14 protein-coding genes and 9 tRNA genes are annotated in these 13,469 nt (G+C 58.2%); all 23 read right to left on the bottom strand.

Annotation, left to right across the window (positions count from 1 at the left end):
• Positions 1-165: 165 nt before the first annotated feature.
• Positions 166-1,227: a quinolinate synthase NadA gene (gene nadA / locus DCS96_RS01335; protein WP_116472575.1), complete on the bottom strand. Its 1,062-nt coding sequence runs from the start codon at positions 1,225-1,227 to the stop codon at positions 166-168.
• A 199-nt stretch (positions 1,228-1,426) separates the two neighbouring features.
• Positions 1,427-1,502: transfer RNA gene (locus DCS96_RS01330), tRNA-Lys, on the bottom strand.
• A gap of 21 nt (positions 1,503-1,523) precedes the next feature.
• Positions 1,524-1,599, bottom strand: a tRNA-Val gene (locus tag DCS96_RS01325).
• A gap of 9 nt (positions 1,600-1,608) precedes the next feature.
• A tRNA-Lys gene (locus DCS96_RS01320) sits at positions 1,609-1,684 on the bottom strand.
• Positions 1,685-1,716: 32 nt separating this feature from the next.
• Positions 1,717-1,792, bottom strand: a tRNA-Val gene (locus tag DCS96_RS01315).
• Between the two features lie 31 nt (positions 1,793-1,823).
• Positions 1,824-1,899: transfer RNA gene (locus tag DCS96_RS01310), tRNA-Val, on the bottom strand.
• A gap of 9 nt (positions 1,900-1,908) precedes the next feature.
• Positions 1,909-1,984: transfer RNA gene (locus tag DCS96_RS01305), tRNA-Lys, on the bottom strand.
• A gap of 7 nt (positions 1,985-1,991) precedes the next feature.
• Positions 1,992-2,067, bottom strand: a tRNA-Val gene (locus tag DCS96_RS01300).
• A 35-nt stretch (positions 2,068-2,102) separates the two neighbouring features.
• Positions 2,103-2,178 (bottom strand) — tRNA-Val (locus tag DCS96_RS01295).
• 7 nt (positions 2,179-2,185) lie between these two features.
• Positions 2,186-2,261 (bottom strand) — tRNA-Lys (locus tag DCS96_RS01290).
• Positions 2,262-2,406: 145 nt separating this feature from the next.
• Positions 2,407-3,162 carry a tol-pal system protein YbgF gene (ybgF, locus tag DCS96_RS01285; RefSeq protein ID WP_116472574.1) on the bottom strand — a complete coding sequence of 252 codons (756 nt, stop codon included), beginning with the start codon at positions 3,160-3,162 and terminating at the stop codon, positions 2,407-2,409.
• Between the two features lie 16 nt (positions 3,163-3,178).
• Positions 3,179-3,697, bottom strand: coding sequence for a peptidoglycan-associated lipoprotein Pal (gene pal, locus DCS96_RS01280; protein ID WP_116472573.1), 519 nt, complete (start codon positions 3,695-3,697; stop codon positions 3,179-3,181).
• A 26-nt stretch (positions 3,698-3,723) separates the two neighbouring features.
• The gene (gene tolB / locus DCS96_RS01275; protein WP_116472572.1) at positions 3,724-5,022 is read right to left on the bottom strand and encodes a Tol-Pal system beta propeller repeat protein TolB; all 1,299 of its coding nucleotides are present in this window, start codon (positions 5,020-5,022) and stop codon (positions 3,724-3,726) included.
• Positions 5,023-5,024: 2 nt separating this feature from the next.
• Positions 5,025-6,212 (bottom strand): cell envelope integrity protein TolA, encoded by a 1,188-nt coding sequence (tolA, locus tag DCS96_RS01270; protein ID WP_116472571.1) that lies wholly within the window; start codon positions 6,210-6,212, stop codon positions 5,025-5,027.
• Between the two features lie 7 nt (positions 6,213-6,219).
• Positions 6,220-6,645 (bottom strand): protein TolR, encoded by a 426-nt coding sequence (gene tolR / locus DCS96_RS01265; RefSeq protein WP_116472570.1) that lies wholly within the window; start codon positions 6,643-6,645, stop codon positions 6,220-6,222.
• Positions 6,645-7,325, bottom strand: a complete 681-nt coding sequence (gene tolQ / locus DCS96_RS01260; RefSeq protein WP_116472569.1) for a protein TolQ — start codon at positions 7,323-7,325, stop codon at positions 6,645-6,647. Before tolQ ends, tolR begins: the two co-directional genes overlap by 1 nt.
• Positions 7,315-7,725, bottom strand: coding sequence for a tol-pal system-associated acyl-CoA thioesterase (gene ybgC / locus DCS96_RS01255; RefSeq protein WP_116472568.1), 411 nt, complete (start codon positions 7,723-7,725; stop codon positions 7,315-7,317). Before ybgC ends, tolQ begins: the two co-directional genes overlap by 11 nt.
• 150 nt (positions 7,726-7,875) lie before the next feature.
• Entirely contained in the window at positions 7,876-8,895 is a 1,020-nt protein-coding gene (gene ruvB, locus DCS96_RS01250) for a Holliday junction branch migration DNA helicase RuvB (RefSeq protein ID WP_116472567.1), read from the bottom strand.
• Between the two features lie 3 nt (positions 8,896-8,898).
• A complete protein-coding gene (gene ruvA, locus DCS96_RS01245) occupies positions 8,899-9,507 on the bottom strand; it encodes a Holliday junction branch migration protein RuvA (RefSeq protein WP_116472566.1) in 609 nt (202 codons plus the stop codon).
• A 299-nt stretch (positions 9,508-9,806) separates the two neighbouring features.
• Complete coding sequence (ruvC, locus tag DCS96_RS01240) at positions 9,807-10,328, bottom strand: crossover junction endodeoxyribonuclease RuvC (RefSeq protein ID WP_116472565.1); 522 nt, start codon at positions 10,326-10,328, stop codon at positions 9,807-9,809.
• Positions 10,329-10,411: 83 nt separating this feature from the next.
• Positions 10,412-11,152 carry a YebC/PmpR family DNA-binding transcriptional regulator gene (locus DCS96_RS01235; RefSeq protein ID WP_116472564.1) on the bottom strand — a complete coding sequence of 247 codons (741 nt, stop codon included), beginning with the start codon at positions 11,150-11,152 and terminating at the stop codon, positions 10,412-10,414.
• Positions 11,139-11,600: a dihydroneopterin triphosphate diphosphatase gene (nudB, locus tag DCS96_RS01230; protein ID WP_116472563.1), complete on the bottom strand. Its 462-nt coding sequence runs from the start codon at positions 11,598-11,600 to the stop codon at positions 11,139-11,141. Before nudB ends, DCS96_RS01235 begins: the two co-directional genes overlap by 14 nt.
• 3 nt (positions 11,601-11,603) lie before the next feature.
• Entirely contained in the window at positions 11,604-13,370 is a 1,767-nt protein-coding gene (gene aspS, locus DCS96_RS01225) for an aspartate--tRNA ligase (RefSeq protein WP_116472562.1), read from the bottom strand.
• Positions 13,371-13,469: the final 99 nt, after the last annotated feature.

Here is a 13,469-nt window from a genome sequence, read left to right as displayed (position 1 = left end):
TCAAGGTCGGACAGATGGCCTACCCCGCCGACTCGCCGTGAATAGCTCCATATAGGCTCCGCTGCGCCATTTTGGGCGCGGAGATTCGGCCTCGGAGCGAGGGTTCGCAAGGGTATATAGGAAAAGCAAAAAAAAACCGGAGCTGAATGCTCCGGTTTTTTTGGGTCAGGCGTTGCCTTTGACTTTAAGCTTCAGCTGCTCGGCAAAGTTCAACATGCGGTCGAGGGGGATCAGGGCCTTGACCCGGGTGTCCTCATCCACATGAATTTCATGGCTGGCGCCGCCCGCTTTCAGGGCATCCCGAATCGCCACCAGGCCATTCATCGCCATCCAGGGACAATGGGCACAGCTACGGCAGGTGGCACCGTTGCCGCCGGTGGGCGCTTCGACCATGTCCTTGTCAGGGCAGGCCTGCTGCATCTTGTAGAAGATACCCTTATCGGTCGCCACGATCAGCTTGTTCTGGGGCAGCGTCTGTGCCGCCTTGATCAGCTGGCTGGTTGAGCCCACCGCATCGGCCAGCTCGATCACCGACATGGGCGATTCGGGATGCACCAGTACGGCGGCCTCGGGGTGCTGGGCCTTCAATTCTTTCAGGGCCTTGGCACGGAACTCGTCGTGCACGATACAGGCACCCTGCCAACGCAACATGGACGCGCCGGTCTGCTTTTCGATATAGGCGCCCAGATGACGGTCCGGCGCCCAGATGATCTTGTGGCCTTCGCTATCCAGGTACTCGACGATTTCCAGGGCGATGCTGGACGTTACCACCCAATCTGCCCGGGCCTTGACCGCCGCCGAGGTGTTGGCATAGACCACCACCGTATGATCCGGGTGGGCATCGCAAAATTCGGTAAACTCCTCGATAGGACAGCCCAGATCCAGGGAACACTCGGCTTCCAGGGTGGGCATCAGCACGGTTTTCTCCGGGCTCAGTATCTTGGAGGTTTCCCCCATGAAACGGACACCGGCCACGATCAGGGTATCGGCCGGGTGGTTTTTACCGAACCGGGCCATCTCCAGTGAGTCGGACACACAGCCTCCGGTTTCCTCGGCCAGCGCCTGGATCTCGGGATCGGTATAGTAATGGGCAACCAGGACCGCATTCTTTGCCTTCAGTAGTGCCTTTATCTCATCCTTTAACTGCAACCGCTCTTCGCTGGTGAGCGGTGCCGGCTTGGCCGGAAAGGGGTAGTCGAATTCGGTAATATCGACGGCTTCAGTCATGACCTTATCCCAGTAATTCGTATCCAAACACTTCAATATGCGGACGATTATAACGCCGCTCACGCATTAACCCAATCGGTTCGCAATAAAAGAGTCATAAATGGCGGTAATTATGCAGAAAACAGAGGAGAAACAGACGGTATTGGCAGGCAAGCCCTTTCATCGGGAGTGCTATGTCAGCTTTTGCAGATATTCGAGATGGTGGGTCGTGCAGGATTCGAACCTGCGACCAATTGATTAAAAGTCAACTGCTCTACCAACTGAGCTAACGACCCGGCAAGGCGGTATAAACAAGATGGTGGACGCTACTGGGATCGAACCAGTGACCCCCTCCTTGTAAGGGAGGTGCTCTCCCGGCTGAGCTAAGCGTCCGGGTAATAATGGTGGGTCGTGCAGGATTCGAACCTGCGACCAATTGATTAAAAGTCAACTGCTCTACCAACTGAGCTAACGACCCGAAATTCTTTGTTACCTGCCGCTCAAGGCAAGTGGTGGGTGATACTGGGCTCGAACCAGTGACCCCCTCCTTGTAAGGGAGGTGCTCTCCCAGCTGAGCTAATCACCCTCTGGGTACACTTTTAATAAAAGTGAGAAACTGGTGGACGCTACTGGGATCGAACCAGTGACCCCCTCCTTGTAAGGGAGGTGCTCTCCCGGCTGAGCTAAGCGTCCGGGTAATAATGGTGGGTCGTGCAGGATTCGAACCTGCGACCAATTGATTAAAAGTCAACTGCTCTACCAACTGAGCTAACGACCCAAGTTCGTGGTGGGTGGTACTGGGATCGAACCAGTGACCCCCTCCTTGTAAGGGAGGTGCTCTCCCGGCTGAGCTAACCACCCACGAAACTTGTACGCGTTTTGTAAAAACGCAAAACTGGTGGACGCTACTGGGATCGAACCAGTGACCCCCTCCTTGTAAGGGAGGTGCTCTCCCGGCTGAGCTAAGCGTCCGGGAATCTGGTGGGTCGTGCAGGATTCGAACCTGCGACCAATTGATTAAAAGTCAACTGCTCTACCAACTGAGCTAACGACCCGCTTGGCGGGGTTGCTTAAGCCCCCCTGCCAACGGCGGCCTATATTACGGATTTAATTCTGTGACGCAACAGGAAAATTATCCTTTATGTCCGTTTGCTTAAGGAACAAGCGACTGAAACAAAATTTCGACAATCCGTGCCGCAATTATAATCCTGCCAGATATTCCTCGGCCAAACGGGCAGCACTGCTGCCGGCATATTCGCGCACCACCTGCTCGAAGTGTTGTTTGGCAGACGCACTATCGCCCTGCTCACGCGCAATCACCCCCAGCTTCAACATGGCATCGGGTCGCTTGTTGGACTTGCTGTACGCCTCCACTACCCGGGTGAACTGCGCCTTGGACTGATCGAAGCGTTTCTGGGCGAACAGCAACTGCCCAAGCCAGTAGTGGGCATTGGGAACATACTCGGATTGGGGATACTGGGTAATAAAGCGGGCAAAGGCAGGAATCGCCGCATCATAATCTTTTTGCTGCAATACCAGATTGACAGCATTGTCGTAGGCCGCCTGCTCATCGCTGCTCGATGCGCCAGGCTGGTTACTGCTGCCATTGGCGGCAGAGGGTGCGGCAGGCGCCGCTGCCTCGGGCTCGGTGGCTTGCGCCGGCTGGCCGGCATCCTGTTGGGCCGCCAGCATGCTGCGCTGGCGCTCAACCACCTGCTCCAGCCGGTAGCTTTGCTCTTCCAGCAAGCCGCGCAGCTCACTGACTTCTCGTTGCAGTGAAGTGAGCTGACGTTGATGTTCAATTTGCGCCTGGCTTCTGGCATTCGCTCCGCGCTCCAGCTCGGCCAGGCGATCACTTACAGAGCCGCTGCTACCCACGCTCGACACCGGCGCCTGCGCCCAAGCCGAGGTGGATAAAACAGCGGCCATCGAAATGGCCGCTAAATTATGTTTCATAGAATCAATCTATACCTTAGTAAACCAGGACCGCACGACGGTTCTTGGCATAGCTGGCTTCACTGCGAGAAGTATCTGCCGGCTTTTCTTCACCGTAGCTGACGATAGACAGCTGAGAACCGCTCACACCCAGGCTTTGCAGGTAACTGGTAACGGCCTGGGCACGACGCTCGCCCAGACCGATGTTGTATTCGGGAGTACCGCGCTCATCCGCATGGCCTTCTACCAGCACATTGGCGGACGGGTTGGAGCGCAGGAAGCTGGCATGGGCTTCCAGCACCTGTGCATAATGACCGGTTACTTCATCACGATCATATTCGAAGAAAATGGTGTTCTCACGGCGCAGCGCTTCATATTGCTGGCGCATCTGCTCCTCGGCAGACAGGGCACCACCGGCGACACCGGTCTGGGAGTCATAGCTGCCGGCGCCGGAAGTACCAGAGGTGACATCCGCATCGTCAGTAGAACTACAGGCAGCCAGGGTAAGCATAGGCAGGGCCACGGCCAGACTCTGAAGCAGTTTTTTCATTTGCATTATATTTCCTTAACTCATCACTATGGTTAGTTTAGAAATGGTGACCATGCCGGCGCACGAACATCGCCACTGCGAGCCGGTAGTCTAGCCTTAAAGCGACCATCCATAGAAACCAGCCCCAGTACCTGACGGCCCTGGTAGGTAGTACTATAGATGATCATGGTGCCGTTCGGTGCCGGGCTTGGCGATTCATCCAGACGGGTTTCGGTTAAAACCTGCATATGACCGCTGTCCAGCTCCTGACGTGCAATACGGTACTGCCCCTGGGAACGACTGACCAAAACCAGACTCTTACCGTCGCTGGTAATGGATGGGCCCAGGTTGGTATCACCATCATAGGTGACCCGGCGGGTGGCGCCTGAACCCAGCTCAACCCGGTATATCTGTGGCCGTCCCCCGCGCTCGGACGCAAAATACAAGGCGTTACCGTCGGGAGACCAGGCCGGTTCGGTATCAATTGTCCGATTCTGCGTGACCCGGGTCAACTGCTTGCTGGCCAGATCCAGCACATATATTTCCGGCTGACCATCGCGGGATAATACCAACGCCAGGCGACGGCCGTCCGGCGACCATTGGGGTGCTCCGTTGATCCCCGGCTGCGAGCTGACCACCTGCCGCTGCTGGCTATAAATGTCCTGTATCACTATCTCGGCCTTCTTGTTCTCGAAGGAAACATAGGCCAGTTTGCGGCCATCGGGAGACCAGGATGGTGACATCAACGGCTCGCGGGAACGCAACAACACCTGCTCATTAAAGCCGTCATAATCAGAGATCATCATCTGATATGGATATTGAGCGCCGTGTTGCACTGTGACATAGGCAATACGGGTCAGGAAGGCCCCCTTGATGCCGGTCAGTTTTTCAAACACGATATCGGCAATACGGTGGCCATACTGACGCAACTGGGCCGCGGGTACGGTGGCGCTGCGGCTTTCCAGCAGCTGCATGCCACTCGGGTTGACCACATCCGCCAGCTCGAAGCTGATACGATATTGATCGCCACCGGCCGGCTCTATGGAGCCCAGTACCACGGCTTCAACCTGACGGCCAGACCAGGCGGCCGGGGTCAGTTGTTCCGCCCTGGCTACCTGCTGGGGCAACGCATTCCTGTCCAGGGGACGGAACATGCCGCTGTTGCGCAGGTCACTGGCTATCACCTCGGCCACATCCTGGGGCATGGCGCCACCGCCCGCCCATTGGAAGGGAATGACCGCCACCGGCCGGGCACTGTCGATGCCGCCGGTGATCACAATATCCAGCGCCGCCTGGGCCCGTCCCGCAAGCAGGATAAGTGGCAGCCACAACCATAACCATCTTTTCGTCATAACTAGAGCCTCGGTATCAGTGTCAGATTCAAGTTTTGTAACTGCTTGCGTGCATTGGCATCGTTCGGCATGGGTAATGAGCCGGTCTTGTGCACCGCGTTTTTTGCCGAACGACAAACTGCCCCATCGCCCTGTCCCTCACTGACCTGAAGGATCAGGCCATCGGGGGCGACCCGTACATTAATGACACACTGTTTGCCTACCATACTAGGATCAACCAACCAGTTCCGCTGAATGGCGGCAATGATCATGCCCTTATAACGGTCAACTTCTGCCGCCGAAGCGCCGGAATTGGCGCCACCGGCACTGCCGCCCATCAGCGACTCAAGATCTTTCAGGGCCTGCTCTTGCTCACGCTGCTTGCGTTCGGCTTCGGCCTGTTTCCTGGCTTCTTCGGCCTTGCGCTGCTGCTCGGCCTCGGCCTGTTTCTTGGCCTCCGCCGCCTTCCTGGCCTCTTCGGCCTTGCGCTGCTGTTCGGCCTCGGCCTGTTTCTTGGCCTCCGCCGCTTTCCTGGCCTCTTCGGCCTTGCGCTGCTGTTCGGCCTCGGCCTGTTTCTTGGCCTCCGCCGCTTTCCTGGCTTCTTCGGCCTTGCGCTGCTGCTCGGCCTCGGCCTGTTTCTTGGCCTCCGCCGCTTTCCTGGCTTCTTCGGCCTTGCGTTGCTGTTCGGCCTCGGCCTTCTTCTTGGCCGCCAATGCCTTTTGGGCTTCTTCGGCCTTGCGCTGCTGCTCGGCTTCGGCCTGTTTCTTGGCTTCTGCGGCCTTGCGCGCTTCTTCAGCCTTGCGAGCCTCTTCGGCCTTGCGTTGTTGCTCTACCACCTGTTGCCGTTCCCGCTCGGCCTGGGCTTTCTGCTCGGCGACCGCTTTCTGTTGCTGGGCCAAACGCTCGGCTTCCTCGGCACGGGCCTGTTCCTCGGCGCGGCGCTGCGCGGCTTCCTCCGCCTGCCGCTGGGCCTCGGCCCTGGCTTGCTCGGCAGCCTGCTCCTGTTGTTGCTTGGCCAGCATCTGGTTCAGCTGCTCTGCCTGCGCGGCCACCATGCCGTCATCTATCATGGTCGCTTCTATGATGGATACCGCCTGAGAGGGACGCCGGGGCGGTTCAAAGTTGACCCCCACCAGTATGAATACGCCCACCAGCAGGTGAAGCCCCAGTGATATCAGCAGTGATCTGCGAATATTGCCTTGCTCTCTCATCGGTCTGTCACTGTTCCGGCTGCGTCATCAGACCAACGGTCGGCACACCTGCCGCCTTCAATGTCGCCATCAGCTGAATCACGGCATCGTAGCGTACATTGGCATCGCCCTTGACCACCACAGGGGCCTCGGGGGTAATACGTAATTTGGACTGCACCATGCCGGCCAGCTCCAGCAGATCAATGGCCTGTTCACTGCTGTCACCAACATCCAGAAAATAACGACCCTCGGCATCGATGGAGGCGATAATAGGTGCTTCACTGTCCTCCGGCAGGGCCTCGGCCTCGGCCTGGGGCAGATCGACCTTCACCCCCTGGGTAATCATGGGCGCGGTTGCCATAAAGATGATCAGCAGCACCAGCATCACATCGATGTAGGGCACCACGTTGATCTCGGCCACCCGTTTCCGGCGCCTGCGTTGATAACCATGCATTACTGGGTACCTGCTGCCGATTGACGGTTAAGAATGGTCGAAAATTCATCCATAAAATTGGCCAGATGATTTTCGATACGCTCCACCTGATAGCTGAAACGGTTATAGGCAATAACGGCAGGAATGGCCGCGAACAGGCCCAATGCAGTGGCAATCAATGCCTCGGCAATACCGGGAGCCACCATCGCCAGGGTCGCCTGCTGCACTTCTGCCAGGGCGATAAAGGCGTTCATTATGCCCCAAACGGTGCCGAACAGGCCGATATAGGGGCTGATCGAGCCAATGGTTGCCAGCAGCGACAGGTTGGCCTCAAGGCGGTCGACTTCCCGGGACAGGGCTACCCGCATGGTCCTGTAGGTCCCTTCCAGCAGACTGTCCTGATGGCGCCCCTGCTTTTGCAGGCGAATAAATTCCTTGAAACCGGCATGGAAGATCTGCTCCATGCCTGCCAACGTGTCCCGCCGGGCATTGGTTTCCTGATACAAGCGGCTCAGGTCGGAGCCGGACCAAAATTTGTCTTCGAATACATCCGCATCATTACGGGCGGCATTCAGGGTCTTGCGTCGATTGATGATCAAGGCCCAGGACAAGACAGACATCGCCATCAACAGCAACATCACCAGCTTGACCAGCAGACTGGCTTGTAAAAACAAACCGATAAACGAAATTTCAGCGTGCACCCGACAATACTCCCATTAACTGTTCAGGAATGGCAAAGGGTTTCATTTGAGCAATATCCACGCAGGCGATCACCACTTCGCCCTTGGCCAGGCAAAGGCCGGCATCATCCAGAATTTCTTGCTCAAAAACAATAGAAACCCGCTTCAATAATTTGACGCTCACCGTCACCCTTAACTGATCGTTGAAACGGGCGGCCCGCCGCAGATCAAGCGTAAGATGACGGACCACAAAGGCCACCCCCTCGGCCAACAGCCGGTCTTGCTCTATGCCCAGGGCCCGCAACCACTCGGTCCGGGCTCTTTCCATAAATTTCAGGTAATTAGCGTTGTAAACTATGCCACCGGCATCGGTATCTTCGTAATAGATACGTACCGGCCAGTCAAACCGGGATTCAGACATTGAGGATCAATAGCTCTTATCAAGATGCGGATACTATACCTGAGTAAAATTTAGGAAAGAAGACACCCGCCCCCGGGCACGACAGTCACTGTCCCGGCCGGGAGCCGGAATGAATTGGGAAATGTGAATTGAGGGTGGGTGGCCTGGCCCCTAATCCCCAAGTCGTGATTCCGGCAGCTCAAAACCGAAATGCAGGTAGGCGCGTGGGGTAGCAATACGGCCTCTGGGCGTACGCTGCAGGAACCCCTGCTGGATCAGATAGGGCTCGATCACGTCTTCGATGGTTTCCTTTTCCTCACCGATGGCGGCGGCCAGGTTATCCAACCCCACCGGACCACCCAGGAACTTGTCGAGTACCGCATTGAGCAGCTTGCGATCCATATAGTCGAAACCCTGCTTGTCGACATCCAGCATATCCAGCGCCTGGGCGGCGATGGCCGCATCGATCACCCCGGTTCCCTTTACCTCGGCAAAGTCCCGTACCCGGCGCAGCAGGCGATTGGCAATCCGCGGCGTACCCCGGGCACGACGGGCCATTTCCAGTGCGCCTTCCTCGTTGAGGGTCAATCCAAGCTTGTCGGCGCTGCGGCTGACGATATGGGCCAGATCCCCCACCTGGTAGAACTCCAGACGCTGGACTATGCCGAATCGATCACGCAGCGGCGATGTCAGCGAGCCGGCGCGAGTGGTGGCCCCAACCAGGGTGAAAGGCGGCAAATCCAGCTTGATCGAGCGGGCCGCGGGCCCCTCGCCGATCATGATATCGAGCTGATAGTCTTCCATCGCCGGATAGAGAATCTCTTCCACCACCGGGCTCAATCGGTGGATTTCGTCGATAAACAGCACATCCCCCGGCTCCAGGTTGGTGAGCATGGCCGCCAGATCGCCGGCTTTTTCCAACACGGGGCCCGAAGTGGTCTTGATATTGACCTTCATCTCATTGGCCACGATATTGGCCAGGGTGGTCTTGCCCAAGCCGGGTGGACCGAAGATCAGCAGGTGATCGAGCGCTTCTTCACGACGACGGGCCGCCTCGATAAAGATTTCCATCTGGCTGCGCACATGATCCTGGCCCCGATAGTCGGCCAGGGCCTTGGGCCGGATAGCCCTGTCTATCACTTCTTCTTCCCGGCGGGGAGCCGGATTAATAAAACGATCCGCTTCTATCATGACTTACACCATGCTCCGCAGGGCTTCGCGGATCAATTGCTCGGCGCCCATCTCGGGCTTGAGTACCTTCTTGACCACCTGCTCAGCCTGGCTGACCTTGTAGCCCAGGGCCTGCAGGGCGGCGATGGCTTCATCCCGGGCACTCTCGGCCACAGCACTCCCACCGGAAACGCCCTCGGGAGCCGGGTTGAACAGATCATAGCCGCCAAAGCCCTTGAGTCGATCGCGCATCTCGACGATCAGCCGCTCGGCGGTTTTCTTGCCGACACCGGGCAGCTTGACCAGGGCGCCGATTTCGCCCTGTTCGACATTATAGATAAACTGATCGGCGGTCATACCCGAAAGGATGGCCAACGCCAGCTTGGGGCCGACGCCGTTGGTCTTGATCAGCTCCCGGAACAGGGCCCGTTCGGTCTTGGTATTGAAGCCGAACAACAGCTGGGCATCTTCGCGCACCACGAAATGGGTCAGCACCGTCACCGGTTCACCCACCTTGGGCAGCTCATAGAAACAACTCATGGGCAGGGTCACTTCATAGCCCACGCCATTGACGTCAAGCAGGATTTCGGGGGCCTGCTTCTCGATAATGATGCCTTTTAACCGACCTATCACTGGGGCTCTCCGCTCGCCAAACTTTGTTGCGCAAAGAATAATGAATAACTGGATAAATATCCATGGTTCCAGCTTAAAGCTTTAAGCTGTCAGCGATAAGCCGAAAGCAGCCCGAGTTGAATGGTTGTTATTGCTTCGTATCGGTCGCTTTGGCTCTGTCTGCGGCATAAATGTTGGGATTCGCTCCGCTCATCGCCGACCTACCCGAACTGCAGACACTGCCGGAACCACAATGCGCCCAAATACCTTCAAGCATCTCGATCAGCTTATAGCTTAAAGCTGACAGCTTATAGCTGTCTTTAACGTAGCCGTCCGCGCACCACGCCCTTGACCCGCCCGGCCATGCTGATCAGGCTTTGCTGGGTATGGCCATGGCACAGGGCCACCGCCAACGCATCGGCAGCATCCGCCTGGGGTGTACCCGGCAGGTTGAGCAGCTTGCATACCATATGCTGTACCTGGCTTTTATCGGCGCCGCCCTGTCCCACCACCGCCTGCTTGATCTGACGGGCCGAATACTCGGCAACCGGCAGGCCGCCGTTGGCCGCCGCCACGATTGCCGCCCCCCGGGCCTGGCCCAGCTTGAGGGCCGAATCCGGGTTGCGGGCCATAAACACCTGTTCGATGGCGAATAGCTCGGGCTGGAACTGCAATATGATTTCGCTGACCCCGTCGTAGATGCGTTTGAGCCGGGGAGCCAGGGCTTCATCCTTCATGCGGATGCAGCCCGAACCCAGGTATTCCATGCGATTACCGAGGTGGCGCACCACCCCGTAGCCGGTAATACGCGAACCGGGATCGATACCGAGAATTATCGACATAAGCTGGAAGCTGGAAGCTGGAAGCTGGAAGCTGGAAGCCGAAGCAGGAACCTCTTCCAGCTTCAGGCTTCGAGCTTCAGGCTTCAGAGCTTGTCCGCCAGTTCGTCGGAGATCTCGCCGTTATGATAGACCTCCTGCACATCGTCCAGGTCTTCCAGGTTGTCGATCAACCGCATGAACTTGGGCGCCGTATCTTCGTCCAGCTCGGCGTTGGTCGAAGGGATCATGGTCACCTCGGCGTTCTCCGCCTCCAGGCCGGTGGCGTCCATGGCATCCTTGACAGTACCGAACTCCTCCCACAGGGTGTAGACATCGATGGAACCATCCTCGTTGACCTGCACATCCTCGGCACCGGCTTCCAATGCTGCTTCCATCACGGTTTCTTCGTCGGCATCGGCGTAGGAAATTACCCCCTTCTTCTCGAACAGGTAGGCGACCGAGCCGTCGGTGCCCAGGTTACCGCCGCTCCTGGAAAAGGCATGGCGCACCTCGGATACGGTACGGTTACGGTTGTCGGTCATGCACTCCACCATCACGGCGGTACCGCCGGGCCCATAGCCTTCATAGACGATGGTTTCCAGCACCTGGCCGTCCAGCTCCCCCGCCCCGCGCTTGACCGCGCGATCTATGGTGTCGCGGGTCATGTTGTTGGACAACGCCTTGTCGATGGCCGCGCGCAGTCGCGGGTTGGTGGCCGGATCCGAACCGCCCTCCCGGGATGCCGTGGTCAGCTCACGGATAAGCTTGGTGAAAATTTTGCCGCGCTTGGCATCCTGTGCCGCCTTGCGGTGTTTGATGTTGGCCCATTTACTATGACCTGCCATACGTCTCTTCTCCGCTGTTCCTGATGTTGATTAACCTGTCGATGGCCTCTTTGTTGGTCCAGGAGCTGGCTTGGTGCCGGGCCTGCTCTAACGGCAGCCAGGCCTGGGCCAGGTGCTCGCTCAGACACACCTCGAGAGGTTCGGGCACACACAGGTGAAATTCGTATTCCCAGTTATGAGTCACCCCGGGGCGGTATCTGTGCCGCCAGCGGGGATAAATCTCGAAGCGCACCTTGTGACCGGTCTCGACCAATGCCAGCCCCTTATCCAGACGCAGGCCGGTTTCTTCTTCCAGCTCGCGTGCCGCCGCCTGCATGCGGGACTCTCCCGGCTCCAGGCTGCCGGTCACCGACTGCCAGAAGTCCGGGTTGTCCTTGCGTTGCAGCAGCAGCACCTGATCCGGGGTGTGGATCAGCACCAGAACCGACTCGGGGTGCTTGAAGGCCATGGTTTATTGTTCCGCTTTTGGCAGCCGGGTGCTGATCGCCAGCTCCGCCAGTGACTCGGCGCCGGCCAGGCTGGGCGCATCGGTCAGCAGGCAGGAGGCGGTGGTGGTTTTCGGGAAGGCGATCACATCCCGAATATTGTCGGTGCCGGTGAGCAGCATCACCAGCCGATCTAGGCCGAAGGCCAGACCCGCATGGGGCGGGGTGCCATACTTGAGGGCATCGAGCAGGAAGCCGAACTTCTCGTTCTGCTCTTCTTCATTGATGCCCAGCAGGCGGAATACGGTCTGCTGCATTTCGTTGTTGTGGATACGCACCGAACCGCCGCCCACTTCGTAACCGTTGATCACCATGTCGTAGGCATTGGCCACCGCCACCAACGGATTGGCTTCCAGCTCGGCGGCGCTGACGTCCTTGGCGGCGGTAAAGGGGTGGTGCATGGCGTACAGGCGCTCCGCTTCTTCCTCGAACATCGGGAAGTCAATCACCCACAGGGGTTTCCAGCCGCTTTCCACCAGCCCCAGCTCCTTGCCAAGCTTGAGACGCAGGGCACCCATGGCGTCAGCCACCACCTTGGCATTGTCGGCGCCAAAGAAAATGGCGTCGCCGTCGGCCGCGCCGGTACGGGCCAGCAGCTCGGCAACAATCTCTTCGTTCAGAAACTTGGCCACCGGCGACTGAACACCCGCCAGGCCCTTGGCCGCCTCATTCACCTTCAACCAGGCCAGCCCCTTGGCACCGTAGATGCCGACAAATTTGCCGTACTCATCGATCTGCTTGCGCGAAAGTTGGGCACCACCCGGCACCTTGAGCGCGGCCACCCGCCCCTTGGTATCGTTGGCCGGCCCGGAGAACACCTGGAAGTCCACATCCTTGACCAGATCGGCGATATCGGTCAGCTCCATGGGGATGCGCAGATCCGGCTTGTCCGAGCCGTAGCGACGCATGGCTTCTTCATGGGTCATGATCGGGAAGCTGCCCAGGTCATCACCGGCCACATCCAGCCATAGTTCACGGATCAACTGCTCCATCAGGGCCCGCACTTCTTCGGCGCTCATAAAGGAGGTTTCCACATCGATCTGGGTGAATTCCGGCTGGCGATCGGCCCGCAGATCTTCATCGCGGAAGCACTTCACAATCTGGTAGTAACGGTCGAAGCCGCTCATCATCAGCAGCTGCTTGAACAGCTGGGGTGACTGGGGCAACGCATAGAAGTGCCCCTTGTGCACCCGGCTCGGCACCAGGTAGTCACGGGCGCCTTCCGGGGTGGCCTTGGTCAACATGGGGGTTTCGATATCGAGGAAACCCTGCTCGTCCATGAAACGGCGTACCCGGCTGGTTACCCGAGCGCGGGTTTTCAGGAAGCGGGCCATCTCGGGACGGCGCAGATCCAGATAACGGAACTTGAGGCGCTGCTCTTCGGTGTTGTTCTGATTGAAATCCAGCGGCAGGGGCGCAGCCTTGTTGATGATGGTCAGTTCGTGGGCGAAGATTTCCACCTCGCCGGTGGCCATGTCCTTGTTCACCTGGGATTCGGGGCGGGCACGCACCTGGCCGGTTATCTGAACGCAGAATTCGGCCCGCAGACCCGCCGCCAGCTCATAGGCTTCGGCCTTGTCCGGGTCGAAGAACACCTGCACTATGCCTTCTCGATCGCGCATATCGATAAAGATAAGGCCGCCCAGGTCACGACGACGATGTACCCAGCCACTTAAGGTCACGCTCTGGCCAACCAGGGCAGCGTCAACCTGCCCGCAATAATGAGTGCGCATCGATGTATTCCTTTGGTGTTGCCACACGGCCGAGTCTCGCCGCGGGACATGAATTTGTCAGTAAATAGCGCGCTAGTATAATGGAAAACCAGAAGGCCG

Source organism: Zobellella maritima, assembly GCF_003075035.1.
Taxonomy (GTDB): Bacteria; Pseudomonadota; Gammaproteobacteria; order Enterobacterales; family Aeromonadaceae; genus Oceanimonas; species Oceanimonas maritima.
The sequence above is the reverse complement of the archived record's forward strand: the minus strand, read 5'-3'. Positions and strand labels throughout refer to the sequence as shown.